General features: G+C 56.6%; 18 protein-coding genes and 1 tRNA gene. 5 read left to right on the top strand and 14 right to left on the bottom strand.

The window, feature by feature from the left end:
* Nucleotides 1-54: 54 nt before the first annotated feature.
* Nucleotides 55-444 carry a MarR family winged helix-turn-helix transcriptional regulator gene (locus ACFFT4_RS16700; protein ID WP_378049516.1) on the bottom strand — a complete coding sequence of 130 codons (390 nt, stop codon included), beginning with the start codon at nucleotides 442-444 and terminating at the stop codon, nucleotides 55-57.
* Between the two features lie 221 nt (nucleotides 445-665).
* Here ACFFT4_RS16700 and ACFFT4_RS16695 point away from each other — a divergent pair, with 221 nt between their 5' ends.
* On the top strand, nucleotides 666-2,384 hold the full coding sequence (locus ACFFT4_RS16695) for an alpha-keto acid decarboxylase family protein (RefSeq protein ID WP_378049515.1): 1,719 nt from the start codon (nucleotides 666-668) through the stop codon (nucleotides 2,382-2,384).
* 103 nt (nucleotides 2,385-2,487) lie between these two features.
* Here ACFFT4_RS16695 and ACFFT4_RS16690 read toward each other — a convergent pair whose 3' ends face one another.
* Nucleotides 2,488-3,945, bottom strand: a complete 1,458-nt coding sequence (locus ACFFT4_RS16690) for a DHA2 family efflux MFS transporter permease subunit (RefSeq protein ID WP_378049512.1) — start codon at nucleotides 3,943-3,945, stop codon at nucleotides 2,488-2,490.
* A 161-nt stretch (nucleotides 3,946-4,106) separates the two neighbouring features.
* Between ACFFT4_RS16690 and ACFFT4_RS16685 the strand changes: the two genes are divergently transcribed.
* Nucleotides 4,107-4,811, top strand: coding sequence for a TetR/AcrR family transcriptional regulator (locus tag ACFFT4_RS16685; protein WP_378049511.1), 705 nt, complete (start codon nucleotides 4,107-4,109; stop codon nucleotides 4,809-4,811).
* Between the two features lie 67 nt (nucleotides 4,812-4,878).
* Here the strand turns inward: ACFFT4_RS16685 and ACFFT4_RS16680 are convergent, their stop codons facing one another.
* The 3 genes from ACFFT4_RS16680 to ACFFT4_RS16670 all read right to left on the bottom strand — a co-directional run bounded on the left by ACFFT4_RS16680 (nucleotide 4,879) and on the right by ACFFT4_RS16670 (nucleotide 8,819).
* Nucleotides 4,879-6,369, bottom strand: coding sequence for an amidase family protein (locus ACFFT4_RS16680; protein WP_378049509.1), 1,491 nt, complete (start codon nucleotides 6,367-6,369; stop codon nucleotides 4,879-4,881).
* Between the two features lie 104 nt (nucleotides 6,370-6,473).
* Nucleotides 6,474-8,102 carry a catalase gene (locus ACFFT4_RS16675; protein ID WP_378049507.1) on the bottom strand — a complete coding sequence of 543 codons (1,629 nt, stop codon included), beginning with the start codon at nucleotides 8,100-8,102 and terminating at the stop codon, nucleotides 6,474-6,476.
* A 159-nt stretch (nucleotides 8,103-8,261) separates the two neighbouring features.
* Nucleotides 8,262-8,819 carry a hypothetical protein gene (locus tag ACFFT4_RS16670; protein WP_378049505.1) on the bottom strand — a complete coding sequence of 186 codons (558 nt, stop codon included), beginning with the start codon at nucleotides 8,817-8,819 and terminating at the stop codon, nucleotides 8,262-8,264.
* Between the two features lie 177 nt (nucleotides 8,820-8,996).
* On the opposite strand from ACFFT4_RS16670, the gene ACFFT4_RS16665 reads away from it, so the two are divergent.
* Nucleotides 8,997-9,073, top strand: a tRNA-Met gene (locus ACFFT4_RS16665).
* Between the two features lie 298 nt (nucleotides 9,074-9,371).
* Here the strand turns inward: ACFFT4_RS16665 and ACFFT4_RS16660 are convergent.
* The 5 genes from ACFFT4_RS16660 to ACFFT4_RS16640 all read right to left on the bottom strand — a co-directional run bounded on the left by ACFFT4_RS16660 (nucleotide 9,372) and on the right by ACFFT4_RS16640 (nucleotide 14,020).
* A complete protein-coding gene (locus ACFFT4_RS16660; protein WP_378049504.1) occupies nucleotides 9,372-10,298 on the bottom strand; it encodes a hypothetical protein in 927 nt (308 codons plus the stop codon).
* A gap of 26 nt (nucleotides 10,299-10,324) precedes the next feature.
* Nucleotides 10,325-11,092 carry an RDD family protein gene (locus tag ACFFT4_RS16655; protein ID WP_378049502.1) on the bottom strand — a complete coding sequence of 256 codons (768 nt, stop codon included), beginning with the start codon at nucleotides 11,090-11,092 and terminating at the stop codon, nucleotides 10,325-10,327.
* Nucleotides 11,093-11,118: 26 nt separating this feature from the next.
* A complete protein-coding gene (locus tag ACFFT4_RS16650) occupies nucleotides 11,119-12,039 on the bottom strand; it encodes a glycerophosphodiester phosphodiesterase family protein (RefSeq protein ID WP_378049501.1) in 921 nt (306 codons plus the stop codon).
* A gap of 42 nt (nucleotides 12,040-12,081) precedes the next feature.
* Nucleotides 12,082-12,801 (bottom strand): hypothetical protein, encoded by a 720-nt coding sequence (locus tag ACFFT4_RS16645; protein WP_378049499.1) that lies wholly within the window; start codon nucleotides 12,799-12,801, stop codon nucleotides 12,082-12,084.
* A gap of 262 nt (nucleotides 12,802-13,063) precedes the next feature.
* Complete coding sequence (locus tag ACFFT4_RS16640) at nucleotides 13,064-14,020, bottom strand: D-2-hydroxyacid dehydrogenase family protein (protein WP_378049498.1); 957 nt, start codon at nucleotides 14,018-14,020, stop codon at nucleotides 13,064-13,066.
* A gap of 242 nt (nucleotides 14,021-14,262) precedes the next feature.
* On the opposite strand from ACFFT4_RS16640, the gene ACFFT4_RS16635 reads away from it, so the two are divergent.
* Complete coding sequence (locus ACFFT4_RS16635; RefSeq protein WP_378049497.1) at nucleotides 14,263-14,907, top strand: SGNH/GDSL hydrolase family protein; 645 nt, start codon at nucleotides 14,263-14,265, stop codon at nucleotides 14,905-14,907.
* Nucleotides 14,908-15,047: 140 nt separating this feature from the next.
* Nucleotides 15,048-16,025 (top strand): stage II sporulation protein M, encoded by a 978-nt coding sequence (locus tag ACFFT4_RS16630; RefSeq protein WP_378049495.1) that lies wholly within the window; start codon nucleotides 15,048-15,050, stop codon nucleotides 16,023-16,025.
* Here ACFFT4_RS16630 and ACFFT4_RS16625 read toward each other — a convergent pair.
* The 4 genes from ACFFT4_RS16625 to ACFFT4_RS16610 are packed head-to-tail and all read right to left on the bottom strand — an operon-like array spanning nucleotide 15,985 to nucleotide 20,074.
* Complete coding sequence (locus tag ACFFT4_RS16625) at nucleotides 15,985-17,403, bottom strand: DUF58 domain-containing protein (protein ID WP_378049494.1); 1,419 nt, start codon at nucleotides 17,401-17,403, stop codon at nucleotides 15,985-15,987. The genes ACFFT4_RS16630 and ACFFT4_RS16625 overlap by 41 nt on opposite strands.
* Nucleotides 17,354-18,274 (bottom strand): AAA family ATPase, encoded by a 921-nt coding sequence (locus ACFFT4_RS16620; protein WP_378049782.1) that lies wholly within the window; start codon nucleotides 18,272-18,274, stop codon nucleotides 17,354-17,356. The genes ACFFT4_RS16625 and ACFFT4_RS16620 overlap by 50 nt, the downstream gene beginning before the upstream one ends.
* Nucleotides 18,275-18,291: 17 nt before the next feature.
* Nucleotides 18,292-19,440, bottom strand: a complete 1,149-nt coding sequence (locus tag ACFFT4_RS16615; protein WP_378049493.1) for a DUF4350 domain-containing protein — start codon at nucleotides 19,438-19,440, stop codon at nucleotides 18,292-18,294.
* A gap of 1 nt (nucleotide 19,441) precedes the next feature.
* On the bottom strand, nucleotides 19,442-20,074 hold the full coding sequence (locus ACFFT4_RS16610) for a DUF4129 domain-containing protein (RefSeq protein WP_378049491.1): 633 nt from the start codon (nucleotides 20,072-20,074) through the stop codon (nucleotides 19,442-19,444).
* Between the last annotated feature and the right edge of the window lie 280 nt (nucleotides 20,075-20,354).

Here is a 20,354-nt window from a genome sequence, read left to right as displayed (position 1 = left end):
GACAAATAAAATGCTGTCGTATAGACAGCTCTTTTAGTTTAAACAGGCTCATGTTTATTTCAGATTTTTATCTATTGTCTTTTCAAATTCGGAAAGAAACTCAATCATGTCTGTGTAGGACGATTCCGGCATATCCCTGAGCATCTTTAACGACCCATCAATCGCTTGATTATGGTATTCAATGTGCCCGACATAATTTTTCCGCCCCTCTTCCGTGAGATTCAGAACGACCTCCGTGTCTGAATCGGGAGAGACTTTTTTTTCAACCGTACCCTTTTCCACCAGCTTGTAAACCATCTGCGAAGCGGCACCTTTGGTAACGCCTAAAATATCGGCCAGTCCGGTAATATTGATTCCCGGATGATCCCCCACAGCCGCTATCGTATGAATTTCCGCTCTGGACAGTACGATATCCGTCCCATAGGAGCGCTGCTTGTTTTCCATCCGATTGTATTTACTAATCACTCGTTCAAATTGGGTGATAAACTTCGAATAATCGTTTATTTCGATTACCTCCGTTTCGTTTAGCATCTATACAGTATAGAGCATATATGATTTTATCATACGGAAAATCCTTTGCCAAGTGTTTCGTAGCGGATTAAAGCCTTGCGGAAAGGGAATCTTACACAAGAAAAAATCTTATAGTCCAAGGAGTGAGAGACGGAATGGGAACCTTGACGACGGAAAGCGGCGCCAACCCGCAAATCGGAGCAGCTCAAAAAACGCTTGGCCAGTACTTGTTCGATTGCCTGAAGCTGGAGGGCATAACTGAGATTTTCGGCGTCGCCGGAGACTATAATTTCACGCTGCTGGATACGCTGGAGCGGCATCACGGAGTTCGGCTTATTAGCGGACGGAACGAATTGAATTCGGGCTATGCGGCCGATGGCTATGCAAGAATCAAAGGAATTTCCGCACTTATTACCACTTTCGGCGTAGGGGAGCTCAGCGCCTGCAACGCGATCGCGGGCGCCAATAGCGAGAACGTCCCGCTAGTTCACATTGTAGGCGCGCCTCCCGAGAAGGATCAACAAAACCACAAGCTGATGCACCATACTCTGATGAACGGTAACTTCGATGTTTTCCACGAGGTATACAAGCTGATAACGACTTATACCGCGACGCTGACGCCCGAGAACGCCGAGATCGAAATCCCTGCCGCGATACGGATGGCGAAGGAAAAGAAAAAGCCGGTATACCTGGTTGTGGCCAACGATTTGGTGATGAAGCCGATCGCCGTACGAAGAGAGCCGGCACCGCCGCGCCCGATGTCCCACCTGCCAACTCTTCAGGCCGCAACGGATCAAGCCCGCCGGCTGTTGGGACGCGCTCGCCGACCAGTCATTCTGGTGGATGTCAAAACGATGCGGTTCGGCTTGGAGAACGCGGTTCGGCAGTTGGCCGACGCTCTGAACGTGCCGGTTGCGACAACGATATTCGGGAAGGGAGCATTCGACGAATCCCATCCGCATTATATCGGGTCGTATGAAGGTTCTTTCGGAAGCTCCGCCGTCCAAGCCGCGGTAGAAAATGCGGACTGTGTCATCGCTGTCGGCCTGGTATGGGCGGACAATAACACCGCCAGCTTCACCGCAAAGCTGAACCCGCTCGTGACCATCGAAATCCAACCGGACAGGGTCAAGATTGCAGAAGCCGAATATCCGAACGTATTCGCGGCCGACATGCTTCTTGCGATGCAGAAGGTCGGATTCAAAGGCGAGGGGACGGCGAACCAAGCGGCATTCCCGTACGACCAAATAACCGGCAGTCCCCAAGATCCCTTAACCGCGGCCATTTATTACCCTCGTTTTCAGCAGATGCTGAAGGAAGGGGATATCGTGGTTGCCGAGACCGGTACATTCTACAACGGGATGGCACAGGTGAAGTTGCCCCGCAATGTAACGTACATTGCGCAGGGAGGCTGGGAGGCGATCGGGTATGCGACGCCTTCGGCATTCGGCGCCAGCATCGCCGCTCCGGATCGTCGGGTGCTGTTATTTACGGGGGAAGGGTCTCTGCAGCTCACCGTTCAGGAGATCAGTTCCATGCTCTATTATGGATGCAGGCCCCTTATTTTCATCTTGAACAACAACGGTTATACGATCGAGAAATATTTGAATGTCAAAACAGCTGATCAGCCCTACAACCAAATTCCGGGCTGGTCGTACACCAAGCTGGCCGAAGCCTTTGGAGGAGACGCGTTCACCGCAACCGTTCGGACCTATGGGGAGCTTGATCAGGCGATCATCCTGGCCGAGAAGGAACGCGACCGCAGGCTCTGCATCATTGAAATGATCGCCGCGGATTCAATGGATGCACCCGAGAATATGCGCCGGATGCGCAGCTACCTGGAGATGCAGGAGAAGCAGCAGAGCCGGCAATAACGTCCGGCGCCCATTCTCGAATCTCTTCAATCGACTTATCCAACCGCCCGGCAGGACAACAGGGCCTACCCTTGCGGGCAGGCCCTGTTCACATGCTTCGATATTAATGGCCCACATCCATGACGCTAGCCGATTGGGTCGTTTTCTCGCTGGCCGGCCGCTTCAACGTGAATGCCAGCACCAATCCTGCCGCCGCCAGGACGGCGATCAACAGATACGCGTTATGGAATGCGTGCGACATCGCATCCGGAAAAGGCGCCTCGCCTTGGCGCGAATAATACTCGGTACGGCTGACGAGAAGCGTCGTCAATCCCGCTATGGCGAACGATCCGACGACCTGCTGGGCGGCGCTGGTCAACGAGGTCACCTTGCCGACCAGCTCTTTGGGCGCCGTCTGGATCAAATGCGTATTCAAGGCGATGAAGGACAGTCCCGTTCCGAGCCCGATCAGCACGCGGGGGGTCAGGAACAACCACGGACTGTCGCTCGGATCGACGAGCGAGACCAGATAAGCGCCTGCCGCAATCAAGATCAACCCTCCGACCACCAACGGGCGAGCGCCGATCCGGTCGAACAGCCGTCCGCTGAACGGCATCATGACGGCGGAGGCCAACGCCTGCGGCAATGTCCATAATCCCGCCTCGAACGCGCTCATTCCCATCAGCCGCTGCATGAAATACGGGATGGCGAAGATCAGGCCGAACATGGCGAATTGCATCACCCATTGCACCAGAATCCCGCGAGTAAATTGACCGGAACGGAACACCTTCAACTCCAGCAACGGTTCTTTCTTGCGCCGAAGCTCCACGATGGCGAACAAAATCATGGCGACGGCGCCTATGGTTAGACCGGCGATCGTCTTCGCGGAGGACCATCCCTCCCCCGCCTCGCTCAGCCCGTACGACAGTCCACCGAAAGCGAACGGCGCAAGCGCGATGCCCGCATAATCGAGCGGAGCCGACTCCTTCTTCGGAAGGCTGGGCAGGAACAGCAGGCTCATGATCACCCCGGCGATGCCGACCGGAATATTGATCAGGAAGATCCATTTCCAATTGACGTAGTCGACGAGATACCCGGATACCACCGGACCGAGCGCCGGCGCAAGCAGGACCGGCAATCCCATCATCCCCATAATTTTGCCCACCGACTCCGGAGGACTGATGCGGTAGGTCATCGCGAAGGCAATCGGCATGACCATGCCGCCGCCCAGACCCTGCACGATACGGAAAATAATCAATTGCTCCGCCGTGCCCGCGAAAGCGCAAAGGATCGAACCGAAGGTGAATAAAATAATCGACACGATAAAAGTCTGCTTCGCCCCGAAGCGGTCGGAAAACCATCCCGCCATCGGAATCACGACCGCCTGGGCCAGCGAATAGCCCGTGATCGTCCATTGAATGAGACTCAACGAGCTGTGCAGATCGTCGGCAAGCACCGGAATGGCGACATTCACCGCCGTCGTATCCAAGATGACCATGAACAACCCGACGACAATCGCGATCAGCGGAGCAAGGAGCGAACGGACAGATGAAGACTCGCCGATATTGGCTTCTGCGGACATGTACATTTCCCCCAAACCTAATCATTTGCTTGCCATTAAAATAACACACCCCTCCATACAAAGTAAACTAAATAAATAAAAAAAGTTTAATTCGTAAAGGTTGTTTATAATGTCGTCAATATGTTCTATACTAAAGTTGGTTATCCTGGAGGTGTTGCGAGATGTCGGAAACCCCTGCTGACCCGCTGCTCGAGAAAAGGGAGAAGCTTGTCGTACGCTTAATGCCCTATGTCCATAAACACGGCTTCAGCCTGCTGAAGATGGACGAAGTGGCCAAATATATGGATATCAGCAAAGCGACGATGTATAAATATTTTGCTTCGAAGGAAGAAATCGCGGAATGTCTCATCGATAAATTCGTCGTGTACGTATCCAATCAAATGTTGTCGGAGGCGCCTCCGACCCTGTCGCCGGAGCCGCTCGCGCAACCGTCCGCCGAGGCGTTGAAGTTCTACAACGAATCCTTCGCCAAAGCGTTTAAACTCACGATTAAGCTGAGCTTCTACTTGACGGATATTCTGCTTCAGGACCTGAACGCAACCTACCCTGCCTTGTCCGCCAAGCTTGCCCAAGCCGTAGAGCTGTGCAAGAGCAAGCTCGCGGACTACTTCGAAAGCGGTGTTCAGCTCGGCGTATTTTATCCGATCAATACGCGCATTTATCTGACTCAGTTGGATCTTGTCTTTCGCAAGATAATGGATCCCAAATGGCTGATGCTGCAAAACATCACGATGAAGCAAGCTCTGATGGACTTCTACAAGATGATAAAGCATCAGGTTTTCTACGAAAAATGGATGGACGAAGACGACACCGCCGTCGAAATCTATTGCGACAACATGATCGCGGGAATGCGCGCATTCGATTAAGCCCGCGCCGTTCTCCAAGCCGAAGAGCCTCCCTCGATGTTGCGGGAGGCTCTTCTTAATCCAACCGTTAGAGCAAATGGGAATCGGCCGGAGCAAAACGATAATGGCTTGCGCATTCGTACGCATAGGCAAGTCGGAATAGCGCAGGCTCGCTGTAAGCGGTACCGACAAAGGTGATTCCCTGCGGCCCTTTGGTCGTGTAGCCGCCTTCGGCGATGACGCCTGTCCGCGCGAATCCCCCCGGCACCGTAAGGGCAGGATACCCTGCCCTTGCGGACAAATCAAGCCCTTCCTCGTTACCAAGGAACAGCAGCGCGTCCAGTCGGTGCTCGCGGATGGCATGGTCGATTCCCTGATTTCGGGCTACTTCCCGGTTCAGGCGCAGACTCTCCGTATATACCGGCTCGGTTAATAAGCCGCTCGTTTCGTTAGCCCCAATAAGCAGGTTTTGACCATATTTAAGCGCGGAATCGCGATGCCTCTCATTATAAGCGATGAGTTCATCCAGGCTTCTGACGGAAGCCCCGGCACCCGCTTGCGCGAGATAATCGTTTAATCCTTTCTTGAATTCGTACCGCATAACGTCCCAATCCCACTTGGCGTTCTCGCAGGGCAGAGATACCGGATCGACAATAGTCGCCCCGCATTCCTTGCACAAGGCGATGGCTCGCTCGATAATCGCTAACCGGGCTTGATCCAGATCTCGGTAATATTGCCGCGGAATGCCGATTCTTGCAGCACGCAATCCGTCCGGATCCAGGAAACGCGTATAATCCGCGTACGCTTCCCGTCCGTCCATTAACATCGAGGCGTCCTCCGAATCCACCGCCGTCAGGGCGCCGAGCAAGATGGCAGCGTCCCTGACCGTTCGCGTCATGGGACCGGCCGAATCCTGGCTTTGCGTAATCGGGATAATCCCCGACCGGCTGACGAGCCCGATCGTGGGCTTCAGGCCGACAAGGCAGTTCTGCGATGAGGGACTGATGATCGAGCCGGAAGTTTCCGTACCGATGGCGGCAGCGCACAGATTCGCGGCAACCGCCGCGCCGGGGCCGGAGCTCGATCCGCCGACGAACAGCTCGCCCGGCCCATAAGGGTTCAGCGTTAATCCTCCCCTGGAGCTATATCCCGCCCACATCGTAGACGACATGAAATTTGCCCATTCCGTCATATTGGCCTTGCCCAGGAAGACGGCTCCTGCCGCCCTCAATTGCGCGGCTGCAAACGAATCCTTCGGCGCGAAATGGTCCGCGAGCGCAACCGATCCGGCGCTTGTGTGCATACGGTCACCGGTATCTATGTTGTCCTTCAGCATGATCGGGATGCCGTGAAGAGGGCCCCGCGCTCCGCTGTCCCGGCGCTCCGAGTCCAGCGCCTCCGCCTCGGCAATCGCGTCGGGGTTGACTTCCAGCACGGCTTTCAGCTTGGGGTTGAACCGTTCGATACGCTCCAGATACCAGCGAACGCAATCCGCGGCCGATAGCTCGCCCGCTTCCATCGCCGCTTGCAGCAAGGCGATATCCGCCTCAATAATCATTTCTTTTGTCCATTTATCCATGTAGGGAAGGTCTCCCGTTTCTCTATATTTTATTTCATAGCGAAAAATCGACATGGATATAAATTGGCGATTGGCTTCCAAATCTCCTGCCTGTCGGCCGAATCTTAATAAGGGTCCGCTTCGCGGCTCTCTTTCGCCGCGTCTTGGACCGCCCGATTGGCATCCAACGAGCCTTGGCCATATTTGGAGATCCCCGCATCGCGGCCTGGAGCTGTGTATTCCGTTCCCATTTGTTCGAGTTCTTTCATTTTCATTGCGATGCCCTCTTTCACGCGGCGGCCATAGTCTTCATCCGCTTGCGCGAAGTGTCCGATCATGGCCTCTTGAATGCGTTTATCACATATCGCAAGCGCTTCGGAGAGGTTTTTGATCAATTCCTCGCGTTCCCAGTCTTCGAATTTGCGGTACGTCTCCCCTGCCTGGCCGTAGTTGTTCGGGCGATCGATAGGCTCACTCATTACCGCCGCGTTATAGGCAGGTCGGTGCGGAGGACGCTCTTCCTTACTTGCTTCCTGAAAGCCGCCGGTCATGGACGGTTCATAGTTAATATGCGGATTCTCTCCGGACTCCTTCGGGTTCCGGGCGTCCATTTGGCCCCGGTGCTGATTGGAATGAACCGGCGCCTTCGGGGCATTCACAGGCAATTGTAGATAGTTGGCCCCAACGCGATAGCGCTGCGTGTCGGAGTAAGAGAAGGTGCGGCCCTGCAGCATTTTATCGTCGGAGAAGTCCATTCCGTCGACCAGAACGCCTGTCCCGAAAGCGGCCTGTTCAATCTCCGCATGGAAATCCGCCGGATTGCGATCGAGAACCATTCGTCCCGCCGGCAGCCAGGGGAATTGATCCTCCGGCCAAAGCTTCGTATCGTCAAGCGGATCGAAGTCGAGCTCCGGATGGTAACCGTCCTCCATCATTTGCACATAAAGCTCCCATTCCGGAAAATCCCCTCGCGCGATGGCCTCGTATAAATCCTGCGTCGCGTGACCCACGTTTTTCGCCTGGATCGCATCCGCCTCTTCTTGAGTTAAATTGCGGATCCCCTGTTTGGGCTCCCAGTGATACTTCACCAGTACCGCATCGCCTTTGTCATTGACCCACTTGTAGGTGTTGACGCCAGAGCCCTGTATATGGCGGTAGGTTGCGGGAATCCCCCAGGGGGAAAACAAGAAGGTAATCATATGGGTAGCCTCGGGCGTACGGGACACGAAATCGAACATCCGCTGCGGGTTCGGTACGTTCGAAGCCGGGTCGGCCTTAAAGGCATGGATCATATCGGGAAATTTCATCGCATCGCGGATGAAGAAGATTTTCAGATTGTTCCCCACCAGATCCCAATTCCCATCCTCCGTATACATCTTTACGGCAAAGCCGCGCGGGTCTCTTGCGGTCTCCGGCGAATCCTTCGCGCCCGCCACGGTGGAGAACCTGACCATTAACGGCGTTCGCTTTCCGGCCCCGGAAAATACTTTCGCCCGCGTGTATTTCTCTACGGGCTCGTCCCCAACCTTCCCGTACGTTTCAAAATATCCGAATGCCCCCGCTCCGCGAGCATGAACGACCCGCTCCGGCACTTCTTCCCGGTCAAAGTGGGAAATTTTTTCGATAAAATGGTAATTCTCAAGCGTACCCGGACCCCGGTTGCCGACGGTTCTGATGTTCTGATTATCCGTCACGGGATGACCCTGCCGCGTGGTCAAGGTTTCACGATGGATGTCCTTCTGGTTCTCCGCCATAATATCGCCTCTTCACAGTTTTTCGTATAGACTCCCCCTGTCTGGAATTTTTATGCAGAAAACAAGGGTACCCTTTAGTAGAGAACAAAAAACCATCCTCAATAAGGATGGCCGCTTGTACGCGATAGATTTCATTTTTCTGCAACCTTTCTCTTGCGATTACGGCAATTCGCTTGCCGTCTCCGCAGCTGCAGGCGCCTTCATCAAGTCTTGTAGAGAGCCAAGAAACGGGCGTATCGACTTGACCATGCCGTAGCCTAACTTCATGACCGGGATAAACCGCTGGACCATGCCGAACAGCCCTCCTATGCCGACCCCCGCCCCCGCTGCGCCGCCGAGCCCGCCGCCAAGCCCACCGCCGAGCCCACCGCCGCCGAATGCTCCGAACAACGAGCCCATCATCGGCAGGAAGGAAGAGATTTGGGCCCTCGGCTGGCGCGAGCGGGAACGGACGGAAGGCTTATGAGAAGCCCTTCGCCGGCTGCTCGAGGGACTGCCCGAGCCGCGGGAGCCGATTCTGTGCCACTTGCGCTTAGGCCGGGCGCCCTGCTTCCCGGGAGACGTGCGCGGCAGCAATCCGGCGCTAGCCAGCGTCAAGCCGGAGCTGTGGATGCCGGTAATGTATCCGACGTAAGTCTTGCCGCTGTGCAGGGTGATGCATACCGGGCGATCCTGCAGCCGCTTGGCTCTTGCGATTACCTTTTTGGATTGGGCCATGAAAGTTCACCTCGCTCGCCTGGTTTTGCTTCATTGTACGCCAGGGGCGGGCCTTCTGCTTGTGTGAATACAGCATCGCGTCGATCGCATCAACTTAAAAATCTTGCATATTGAGTCAAACTGCTGTATTATAAGGTTTCTGACCGACATTCAGGTCATTATGCTCAGTATGACTATCGCGGGGTGGAGCAGCCCGGTAGCTCGTCGGGCTCATAACCCGAAGGCCGCAGGTTCAAATCCTGCCCCCGCAACCAACTTGCCATTTAAAGCTTTGCACATATGAAATGCCTTTAACTCGCCGAATGCGAATTAAAGGCATTTTTTGTTTATGCGTGCCTGATCGGGGGACCAAGCGCTGTAACACAAATAGGCGAGCGCACATAGGCTATGGTTGACTTTCGAATCGATTCCTTTAAGGAGTGCGAATAATGAGCGGTTATAAAGACAAAGCGAAAGCTCAACACATCCCGTTAAAAAAGCTTCCTCCCGTAAGCGTCGCGCAAAAATTCCCCGTCGTTCAAGGGAACGAGAAAGCTTCTGTTGCAGGTCCGCTTACTCCACCCGATTAGCGGAAGTCGCAGCCGAAGCTTCCAGGTCGAAGAAATCCGATCCCCGGATATGCAGTCCAGGCTTGGCAGTTTTCCCTTTTCGCAGCTCAACCGTCCTGCTTCTCGGCTTGGCAGGCTCCGATGCCGAAGCAAGAGCTTCATCCAAGGCTTGCAAAAACTGTTGAAAAAATACCTCCGGCGAATCCAGAGCACTGGCTCCGTCAAGCTTCACGCGAATCGTTCGATTGTCCAGGGTCCCGATGGAGACCAACAAGCCTTCCCCCTGTTCGCCGTGTCCGATTACACCTAATTTTCTTATCTCCTTCATTCTGCATTCCATACGAATAGCTTCTTCTTTATTTTCCATGATCACGCAAACCAAAGAATCCTGGGTCACCAACAGAATCTTGCTGCCCTTCTCCGCCTGCTCCCAGCTCTCAAAATCCTTATAAATCGCTTTCACGCGATCCTCGGAGGAAATAACCCCGATCTCTTCAAGCTCAAATAGGGAAGCTTCATCAATCGGGGTATGAAGACGGATTCTTCCTTTTATATAGTATTGAATAAAGAGGATGCCCCCTATTCCGGATATTAACGAATCGTCGATGGATATCCGGAAAAGAATGCATAATAACACAATGAAGGCTAATCCGTATTGCGTACGGGTAAGCACTTTCATCTTTTCTTCTCTTGTTTTGCGAAAATATCCGAATCCCTGACCCGGATGATAATCCGCAATGGCCTGGCCAAACCCCTTTAGCTTATCAAGAGCTACGACGCCTGCCGCAACAAAGCCGAACCCGCCAACGGTAAGCAGAAGCCCCCCGCCGAAGAGACCGACGATACCGCAAAGCCCGAACAACAGGATGCCCAGCCAAATGGCTCGCCGCTTCTTCCCGATCTCTCGTAAAACCTCATCCTCGGACGTCATCTTTAATCCTCCTGCTTCAAGAAGGTCTAAATCTCCCAATCTCCGCGCAGCTGCTCGTACAGCCAGATCAGGAATATCGTGTCGTTCGCCGCAATGTGTTGGGCGACGCCGATTCGGCCCGCCAAATGCTGCGCGATCGGCCGACCGAGCTGCGCGAGCCGCTGCTGCGAGACGAACGGCAGCCGCTCCGCCCAAGCGGCGAGCAGCGCCCAGTCGGAATATGCGACCGCCCGGCGGCTCTCATCCTCCAGCCGCTGACGGGGCAGAGACGTTCGCCACCGGTCGATCTGCTTGTCCATCTTCTTCCGCAGCTTCAGCCGCTCCTTCTCTTTCTCGACGACAACGATCGTTCCCGCCACCATATCCCCGATTCTGCGGTCCGCGGAGCTGCTCAGGACGACGATCATCCCCAGGAAATAACCGACGGGCAGCATATCGATCAGCCGGAACAGATTGCGAATGACGACCGCGAGCAGCCCGGCGTTCCGGCCCTCCATCTGCACGACGCGGATGCCGACCGCACGCTTGCCCACGGTCTGCCCGCCCATGAAGTATTCACATCCGACGTAATAAGCGCCCGTGCCTGCCGCCCCGATAAGGAGCAGCACTGCGATCGCGTAATCGCTGTTCTCAAGGAAGATAGAAGCGAAAGCAAGAGCGAGATAGAGAGCGAACAGAATCAGCATGTCGATCAGCTGCGCAATGCCCCGCATCCCCACCCCCGCCGTAGGGAACACCAGCCGTACCTGCTCCGGCGTTACGATCGATACTTCTTTCTCCAACGGATGGCTCATTCTTGGCTCCAGCCCGGACCGGTCGGTCATGGGTTGATCGGAGGCGGAGGCGGCGGAACGGAATCCGGCGCGATCCGGCTAATCATCTCTTCAAGTCCCATGCCGTCGCGAACTCTGAGATCGAAATAGCTGACCGCGTAAGCGATATAGAGAATCGGCGCCGTCAGCACATTGATGAGCATCTGCAGCAGGGCCAACAGAACGCCGCTTATCGGCAAGAGCCCAAGAATGAACCCGGCGACTAAATTAAGCAAATAGATGATCAGCAGCATGACCAAAAACAGTCCGAACAGTCTCCAGAAGCTTCCGCGAGTCAAGCTCCAGCTTCTTCCGACCCCGATCGACTCTTCCTTGAATGCGACAACCGGAAGAAAGTAGACGAAGCGAAGCGTAAAATAGTAAAACGCGAACAGCATCCCGACAATAACCAGGACCACCCAGACGCCCCCGGCCGCTTCGGACAGCACGGCGACGATCACGCTTAAAATCATAGTCGCGATCGCGATCGTAAAAATAAAGCCGAGCATCATTAAACCGAATACGATCGAACTGCCGAGCAGTCCCCCGTACCTCTTGAAGGACATCCGCAGCAGCTGGAGCGCCGACGGGACCTCTTTCCCCTGCATGACATGGTGCACGAGGAAGACGATCGAGGCGACGACGACCGGCGTCAGAAACAGAAACGCTAGTCCGAAAAGAAAAACGACCCATGCTTGGCCGCCTTCGACGAGCAGCGGTTCCAAGTCTCCCGCGGAGTAATTCCTAAGCTCGTCCATGTTGAACAGCGATTGAAGAGTCTGCCCCTGCGTCATGGCTTGAAGCAAATAAATGAGGCCATAGCAAATCAGTATAATCGACATCAGTTTCATAAAATGCTTGCGGTACAATTGAAAGCTTACATCGATCATTCTGCCGATTCCCATCGGCTTCAGGATCTCTTGAGACACGGTTTGACCTCCTAAGTTTTGCTAAATTTCTCGAGTTCTGAGTTATTTTATATCGATTTTTTCAACCTTAATCAAAGGTATCGTAATATTCCCGCCCATTGTTGACTGATAGGTATAAAGACCTTCCGATACCCCATACAGGATAACATTATCCTCTTCCAGCACTCTGACTTTTGTTAATGATGAAGGATAATAGACAAATAACACATTGTTATAATTGCTATTTACCGCAACTCTAAGACTCACTTCGGAATCGCCCTCTATAACTTGAAGCACTTTGCCGGAAAATTTGACCTTCTTTCCTTCATACTCATCAGGCGTCCGCGCCAACTGCTTATATGTAATTTCCGTTTCATAACCTTTCTTTTCATCCGCTTCGGCCTTGGCAAGTTCCCTAGCGGCCTCTTCCGCGGCCTTTTCTTTCTCTTGAGCAAGCAATTTCTCTTTAGCTTGTCTGTCTTGTTCAGCTTTCAAATCATTTGCAGCTTGTTGGGCCGCAATTTCAGCCTCCGACAAACTTTTATATTTAGCTTCCAGCGCGGAGAATTCATCAATACGAGCTTTTGCCGTTTTTAATTCCTCCATCGTTTTTTCCGAATCGCTTTTAAGCCTGGCATTGTCATCCAGAGCTTTTTGATATTCACTTTGCAGCTTGGCGTTGTCCTCTAAAGCCGTTTGATGTTCATCTGTGGAAACGCTGGAGCAAGCAGATATCATTATAGTCAGAATCAGCAAAACACCAATAAGAAATGGTTTTCTCATGTTCCTATACCCCTTTAATGTATAAAATAGCTACTGTCAGGCGGATCTGCTCCTTTCTCTACGTTACAAATAGCGAGCCGCCTTAGGGAGCAAGCTTCGATGTAATAATACCTTTGTTCGCCTATCCTGTCATCCATATTTCTACAAATTTATACAATCATTTCTGTCATTCGTCATCGCCGATCTCCAAGCGCCGCGCACTAGAAGCAAAAAACGCTCCCCCGGCACACGGCCGAAGGAGCGCTGCGAGAAGGCATTGCTCTCAATACAGAGTTCTCAAAGGCGCGCCTTCCAGAAAACTCTTGATATTCTCTACAGTGTGCTCGAAAAAAACGCGATAGGCATCCTCCGTAACGTAGCCGATATGCGGAGTCGCCAGCACATTGGGGAGATAACGGTACGGATGACGAGAAGGCAGCGGCTCGATGTCGTAGACGTCAAGTCCCGCGCCGGCAATCCGCCCCTGCTGCAGCGCATCGATGAGCGCCTCCTGATCGACGATCGGCGCCCGGGAGGTGTTAATCAGATAAGCGGCGGGCTTAAGGAGAGACAGCTCCATCGGTCCGATCAGCCCCCGGGTGCGGTCGCTCAATACGAGATGGATCGATACATAGTCGCTTCCGGACAGCAGCTCTTCCTTCGAAGCATACTCCACTCCGATCTGCCGCGCCTTTTCGGCGGTGAGGTTCTGGCTCCACGCGGATACCTGCATGCCGAAGGCCTGCCCCACCTTGGCTACCTGGCTTCCGATCCGCCCCAGTCCGACAAGCCCGAGCCGCTTGCCGAAGAGGTCGACGCCGATCGTGCTCTGCCACTTGCCGCCCAGTCTGAGCGACTGGTTCTCCGCAACCACCGATCTGGCCAGACCGAGGATCAACGCCCAGGTCAGCTCGGCCGTTCCCGCTCCTGCGCCGCCCGTGCCGCTTACGACGACGCCGTGCTCGGCCGCGGCGGCCAAATCCACGGAAGCGTTGCGCATCCCGGTCGTGATCAGCAGCTTCAGCTTCGGCAGGCGCGCGAACAACGACGCCGGGAACGGCGTGCGCTCGCGCATAATGACGACGATCGGAAAGTCCTGCAGCCTCTCCGCCAGCTCGCGCTCGTTATCGATATGCTCGCGGAATACGACGACCTCCACGCGCTCCTCGATGCGAGACCAATCGGCGAACGACAGGGCGACGTTCTGGTAATCATCCAATACAGCACAACGCAGCTTCATTTCGTTCCTCCTTCTGCGGCATGTCCGACCGACAGAACCGGCGAATCTTCGGTTTTGATCACTCCTAATCTCCATATTCGACGGCCTCTCTCTCGGTACCTCCCCCGTTCCCGCAGCTTAACCCCGAAATATTCGCAGCCTCCGATTGGGCCATCAGGAAGTCGGGTCGTGATATTCATCTATTCCAACTCTGCAAAGATAGCATACACTGGGGTACCTATAAGGAAGGAGACCATCGCCAGATGAAAATATATACCGCGCTTGGTGACTCCATTACCGCCGGTATCGGCGCAAGCTCCCCGGCATCGGCCTACCCGTGCGTTGTGGCAAGATTATTACGGGAAAGGTCCTGTCCGACGGCGGTCGACACGTTCGCGTATCCCGGCTGGACAAGTACGGATTTACGGCTTGCTTTAGCGGAAGACGATTACTGCGCTGTGCGCAGATCCGCCATTGCGAGCATTTGGATCGGCGGAGACAACTTAATCGCGGCAGGGCTGCTTATTCTGAAGGGGGCAGGGCCTCAAGCGATACCGAAGCTATTGTCGCAGTACGAGCACGATCTAACCGCGATTGTCAGGCACACGCATCGGTCCAGCAAAGCTTCGATCGTATTATGCACACAGTATAATCCTTTTCCCAAAGCCCCCGTAGCGGTTCAAGCCATTCAAGCTCTGAACGGAGTCACGCAGCAAGTGGCTTCCCGATACCGCGCGAAGCTGGCGCCGGTTCATCAATGGTTCGAGGAGCGCCAGGCCGAACTCATTGCGGGCTATCGAAACGGACGTTTGGAGGACGGCGCCGGGGGCTCGTTGCCGGTTCACCCGAACGACAAGGGACACATGCGGATTGCCCGAGGCTTGTTTCCTCTGATTGCAAGCGAATAGGAAGGCCGCGGCTCAAGGGGACTCCAGCCGAACTTGCTCGGGCGCTGCAATCGACATTTCATTTTCCGATGGGGGGCATTGTTATGCTCCTCGTTTCCGGGAATTTATGGTAGGATAATGAAAAACAGGAGGTCTGAGCGATGGATCCCGCACAGCGAATTCAGCGATATAAAGAGGATTGGTCCGAGCTCGAGCGGCTGCTCGGCGCTTTGAATCATATTCGTCGGCCGATTAGCGCAGGCGACATCGATCGCTTGACCGCACTGTACAAGTCGGCGGCGGCGCATCTGTCGGCCATGCGTACGCAGTGGCCGAACGACCCGACCACTACTTACTTAAACCACCTTGTCGCCCGAGCGCATCACGTGCTGTACAAGCAGTCCGACAAGGGCGCGGGCAGTATCGGCCGCTTCCTGGGCGCATACTTTCCGTCCCTCATTCGCCGGAGACAGCCGTTCATCCTCATCGCCGGGGCGCTGTTCCTTCTCGGCATGATCGCCGGATTCGCAGCCGTATGGACGGACCCGCTCAGCCTGCATCTGGTGCTGCCCGCGAACATCGCGGACGCGATCGATCCCGCCGCGACGAACGCTCCTCGCGGCGAGCTGCACAGCCCGCTCGTCTCGACGGAAATTCTGATCAACAACATCCGCGTCGCCATGCTGATCTTCGTGAGCGGAGTCACGCTGGGGATCGGCACCGTGTATTTGCTCGCCTACAACGGCTTGATCGTCGGAGCGCTCGCGGCCGTCTTCGTGCAGGCCGGCGAAAGCTATGTATTCTGGGCGTACATCCTCCCCCACGGCATCATCGAGCTGACCGCGATCTTCATTGCCGGCGGAGCCGGCTTATATATGGGGTACCGCTTTTTCGTTCCGGGCGCGTATCCCCGCAAGCGGCAGTTCCTCCGGGCCGCCAAAGAATCGGTGCAGCTGCTGCTCGGCACGATTCCGCTGTTCGTGATCGCAGGCATCATCGAAGGATACGTCACGCCGTCGGAGCTGCCGCTGGGCGCCAAGTACGCCGCCGCGGTCGGCACGCTGCTGCTGCTCGCGCTTTATTACGTTTACGGTCGGGTCAGAGCGCGTTCCGTGCCTTCAAATCCAAGTATTCGTTGACCGCGCCAAGCGCCAGCCGATCCGCCGGCACATCCATCACTTGAATGCCCAAGCCGGCCATTTGACTCACGTATTCGCTGCGGTCGAGCCGGAACTTGTGCGCCAGGCTCTGAATATAGGCCGTCCGATGGTTCGTCGGCTCGGTTCGCGCCCACTCGTGCAGCAGCGGATCGTTCAAGGAGACCAGAAGCGGCACATGGCTTCTGCGCAGCCGGCGAGCGTAGGCGAGCAGCTCCTGATCGTACAGATAGCTCTCCATATCGGAGAACAGCACGACGAACGATCGTTTCTTGATCTGCCGCAGCACATGCGACAAGGCCAATCCGAATCCGGGCTCGACGAAATCGGATTTCAGGTCGTAAGCGGCCAGCGTCAGCTGGCGCAAATGCGGAAGCCCCCGCCCCGGGGGAACGTAGATCTTGATTCGATCGGAGAAAGCGAGCAGCGCGACGTAATCCCCCTGCTTCAGCGCGACCGCGGCCAGCACGAGCGCGGCTTCGAGCGTGCGGTCCAGCTTCGTCTGGCGCTCGAGCTCGACCCCCATCATTCTTCCGCAGTCGAGCGCTATCGTGACGACTTTGCCTTTTTGGGGCCGGAGAACGTTCGTCATCAGCTTCCCGCTGCGGGCTGTCGCCCTCCAGTTCACCCGTCTCGGGTCGTCTCCCTGCGCGTAGCTGCGGATCGAATCGAAGTCCGTGCCGGACAGGCGGGGCCTTGCCAGCCTGCTGCCGTCGAGCACCAGGGCGTCCTGGGCCGCAGCCAGGACGCCGCGCACCCGCGAGAGGTCCGGCACGATCCGAACCTCGCTGCGGCACGTCAGCCTCGTCTGCTTCTTCCACAGCCCGACCCCGCCCCAATAACGAAGCATTACGCTTCCGAACGTATACGCTCCCCGCTCCTGCCCTGCGGTATCGTACTCGAAAGCGACCGCGCTTTCCTCCAGGCGTCCTCTCCAAATGTCCTGCGGAATTCGGATATCCTGCTCGTCCTCCCGCTGCGCGCGGTAATCCGTGAAGGAAATCGGGAGATCGTCGGCCAGCTCGACGTGCAGAGGGAAGCCCCTCGCCATATCGGCCAGCAGAGAAAGCCGGACCTTGAAGGGCTGGCGCACGTCCGCCTCCTCCGGCATCGTCCGCTCTGCGGAGAACCGCCGCCGCGAGGGCAGCAGAAGCAGATCGACGGCGCTGAACACCGCCAGCAGCAGGTAGAAGCCCCAGAACGAATAAGCGCCGTAGCCCAGCGCATAGACGGCCCCGACCGGAACGGAGCCGACGACCGCGATCGCGACAAGGCGGCGAGTCGGAACGATCGACTCGTCGCCGAACCGTCTACCGAGGAACCGGAACAGACGCGAGCGTTTCCTGGACGATGTGGTCACTGCTGCCGCCCTCCAATTCCGCCTGCGGCGTCAGCAGCAGCCGATGGCGGAGCGCAGGCCGCGCCACCAGCTTCACGTCGTCCGGCGTCACGTAGTTTCTGCCTTCGAGCGCGGCCCAGGCTTTGCTCGCCATCAGGACGGCGATGCCGGCGCGCGGGCTTGCTCCGAGCTGCACCCGCTTCGATTCGCGGGTTCTGCGTATAACCGCGGTAATATAGTCGATGACCGAATCCTCGACGACAACCTCCGCCGCCTGCGCCTGCGCGGCCCGAATCTCGTCGAGCGACAGCGCCGGAGCGATCGCTTGGTCGCGCTCCGTCGCGAACGGGACATGCCCCTTCAGAATTTGCCGTTCCTGCTCTTCTCCCGGATAATCCAATACCAGCTTGAACAGAAAGCGGTCGAGCTGCGCTTCCGGCAGCGGGTATGTCCCTTCGTATTCAAGCGGGTTCTGCGTCGCGACGACAAGGAAGGGCTCCGGAAGCCGGTGCGTCGTACCGTTAATCGTCACCTGGCGCTCCTCCATCGCTTCGAGCAGCGCCGCCTGCGTTTTCGGTCCGGAGCGGTTAATCTCGTCGGCCAGCACGATGTTGGCGAACACAGGCCCGTAAACAGTTTGAAATTCGTTTTCTTTCGTATGATAGATGGCGCTTCCCGTAATATCGCTGGGCATCAAATCCGGCGTAAACTGGATGCGGCGATACTCGCCGCCCGTCAAGGCCGCGAGCGTGCGCGCCATCTTCGTCTTGCCGAGCCCCGGCACGCCTTCCAGAAGCACGTGCCCTCCGGCCAGCAGCGCCGCGGCCATGAGCCGGATATTCGTCTTCTGCCCGTACAGCCTCTGCTCCATCTCGTGCAGCAGCCGTTCCATACTTGCGCTCATTCTCGTCACTCCTTCTCCAGTAACGCGATCATCTCGCCGTACTCGCGCGTCCGTTCGACGAACGCGCCATCCGCTCCCGCGCCGCGTTCCAACCCCTGCGCGTGCCGCAGCAGGCGCTCCAGCTTGACCGCCTGCGCTTCTTCGCTTAGGCGGTCCTTCGCCAGCCGCCCCGCCTCTTCCGGCGAGGCATCAAGAGGCAGCCCCCAGCGAGCCAGCAGCAGCCGGCGCAGGGCGCGCGCCTGATGCGCGAGCGCCTCGCTCTGGAAGCGGCCGCGCTCGTACCACGCGGCGACGGCCCGCAGCGTTTCGTCGCCGCGGCGCACGGTCCAGGCCCGCGGCGTATAGGCCGGGCCGAAGCGCTTGCCGCGCTGCCACAGCCAGAGCAGCAGCGAGACGGCCAGCCCGGCGCAGACGGCGACGAGCCACGCCGGATACGCGGCCAGGAACCCCGCCGTATTCTCATAGCCGTGATGGTACTCGTCCACCCACAGGGCGGTGCGGCTTCCGTCGCCGACCAGCCAAGGCCATACGAGCTCGAAATGATCGTGTTTCAGCACGTTTTCATTCGTCAGCCACTCGGGAGCGACCGCCGCGACGACCGCTCCTTCCCCATACGCTCTTCTCGCCGCGATGACTCCGCTTGAGTCGCGCAGCAGCTCGACGTCGCCGTCTTCCAGGACGATTCGCTGCTTGGTCCGGATCTCCGCCGGCCGTTCGACAGTCTCTTTCCCCTCCTGCCGCATGACGGCGGCGGTTCCCGATAAAGCGTCCGAGCGCTCGGTTCGGAATACTTCTCCCGCGCCCGGATCGCGGCTGAAAAGCAGCAGCTCGTTCCCTTGCGCCACCCATTCGAGCAGCTTCGCCCATTCGCCGTCAAGCGGTGCGCCGGGCTCGACGGCGAGCAGCGCCTGCCCTTTGCCCGCGGGCAGCCCGCCCCACGAGCGCTTCCATGCCTTGACAGGCGCCTGCTTCTCCTGGAGCAGCGTCATCACGCCCTTCGTCCCGTCCACGTCCGCGGAGAACGATACGTAAGGCGCCATCCGTTCGGGCTGCGGTCTTACGATCGCCAGCCCCAGCCCGATGAAGAGCATGACGCAGACGATCAGCCCGATTGCGTGTTTGTTCCGATGCAGCAGCTGCCTGATCGGCGTCATCCTATCTCGCCTCCCTCTCCGCGATCAACACGTCGATATCGCGCTGAAAGCCCAGGAAGCTGTCTTCGTCCGCGGGCTCATGCCCGTACCATACCCGTTCGAACAGCAAGGCGCTCCGCTGAAAATACGGCACCGCGCTCGCCCGGCTCCGCTCCAGCTCGTCCCGGTAATCCCAGTCCGTTTTCCACTTTTCGATACGAATCCAGCCGGCCCGCTCCATGTAGAACAGCAGCGACAGGTACGAGCAGCGAATGCTCTCCCGGATTTTCCCTTCGGCATGCGCGGCCTTCGCCATCGCCGCATACTGCTCGTACGTCAGCTCCAGCTCGGATGATCCGACGGGTGCCATGTGCCGCCGGGTCTTCCCCTGAAACACGAGCTGTCTGGAGAACCAATAGATCCCCCAGCACAGTGCGACCGTCACGGCCGCCAACAACGCGAACAAACCGACGATCGCCGCGTCATCAGCCCCGTGAAAGACAGGGAACCGTTCGATCACCCAGTCCAGCAGCGTCTCCAACCCCCCTTTGCGCGGGCCGGAAGCCTGTTCGTGAACATATCTCGCAAATTCGTCCCGGCTTAGAATCTCGCCGAGTTTCCGTTTGTCTTCAAGCAGCTCGGACCGGTCGATCATTGGGCAACCCGAGGCGGATGAAGCAAATAAAACTGGCCATAGCAGATCAGCGTGATCAGCATCCGCTTCGCTAGAGGTTTGCGGTGCAAGTGAAGGCTTGAATCGAGTATTCTGCCAATTCCCATCGGCTTCGAGGCCTCTTGAGGCACAGCTGAACCCCCCTAAGTTTTACTAAAATAGGAATAGGTAAGGAGAATCTTCGACATTACTCGGTCAGTTCTCCTTTTCCCCTCCTTCACGCCGTGCGGGAACATTTCTGTTCACACGGTGCTCCATCATG

Source organism: Cohnella cellulosilytica, from assembly GCF_042431195.1.
GTDB lineage: Bacteria > Bacillota > Bacilli > Paenibacillales > Paenibacillaceae > Cohnella > Cohnella cellulosilytica.
Note: the sequence above shows the minus strand (reverse complement) of the source record. Positions and strands in the feature narration are given on the sequence as shown.

Excerpts from the sequence above, each read along its gene's own strand:
- ACFFT4_RS16700 (WP_378049516.1), bottom strand. The coding sequence starts at position 444 with ATGGAAAACAAGCAGCGCTCCTATGGGACGGATATCGTACTGTCCAGA.
- ACFFT4_RS16695 (WP_378049515.1), top strand. The coding sequence starts at position 666 with ATGGGAACCTTGACGACGGAAAGCGGCGCCAACCCGCAAATCGGAGCA.
- ACFFT4_RS16690 (WP_378049512.1), bottom strand. The coding sequence starts at position 3,945 with ATGTCCGCAGAAGCCAATATCGGCGAGTCTTCATCTGTCCGTTCGCTC.
- ACFFT4_RS16685 (WP_378049511.1), top strand. The coding sequence starts at position 4,107 with ATGTCGGAAACCCCTGCTGACCCGCTGCTCGAGAAAAGGGAGAAGCTT.
- ACFFT4_RS16680 (WP_378049509.1), bottom strand. The coding sequence starts at position 6,369 with ATGGATAAATGGACAAAAGAAATGATTATTGAGGCGGATATCGCCTTG.
- ACFFT4_RS16675 (WP_378049507.1), bottom strand. The coding sequence starts at position 8,102 with ATGGCGGAGAACCAGAAGGACATCCATCGTGAAACCTTGACCACGCGG.
- ACFFT4_RS16670 (WP_378049505.1), bottom strand. The coding sequence starts at position 8,819 with ATGGCCCAATCCAAAAAGGTAATCGCAAGAGCCAAGCGGCTGCAGGAT.
- ACFFT4_RS16660 (WP_378049504.1), bottom strand. The coding sequence starts at position 10,298 with ATGACGTCCGAGGATGAGGTTTTACGAGAGATCGGGAAGAAGCGGCGA.
- ACFFT4_RS16655 (WP_378049502.1), bottom strand. The coding sequence starts at position 11,092 with ATGAGCCATCCGTTGGAGAAAGAAGTATCGATCGTAACGCCGGAGCAG.
- ACFFT4_RS16645 (WP_378049499.1), bottom strand. The coding sequence starts at position 12,801 with ATGAGAAAACCATTTCTTATTGGTGTTTTGCTGATTCTGACTATAATG.
- ACFFT4_RS16640 (WP_378049498.1), bottom strand. The coding sequence starts at position 14,020 with ATGAAGCTGCGTTGTGCTGTATTGGATGATTACCAGAACGTCGCCCTG.
- ACFFT4_RS16635 (WP_378049497.1), top strand. The coding sequence starts at position 14,263 with ATGAAAATATATACCGCGCTTGGTGACTCCATTACCGCCGGTATCGGC.
- ACFFT4_RS16630 (WP_378049495.1), top strand. The coding sequence starts at position 15,048 with ATGGATCCCGCACAGCGAATTCAGCGATATAAAGAGGATTGGTCCGAG.
- ACFFT4_RS16620 (WP_378049782.1), bottom strand. The coding sequence starts at position 18,274 with ATGGAACGGCTGCTGCACGAGATGGAGCAGAGGCTGTACGGGCAGAAG.
- ACFFT4_RS16615 (WP_378049493.1), bottom strand. The coding sequence starts at position 19,440 with ATGACGCCGATCAGGCAGCTGCTGCATCGGAACAAACACGCAATCGGG.
- ACFFT4_RS16610 (WP_378049491.1), bottom strand. The coding sequence starts at position 20,074 with ATGATCGACCGGTCCGAGCTGCTTGAAGACAAACGGAAACTCGGCGAG.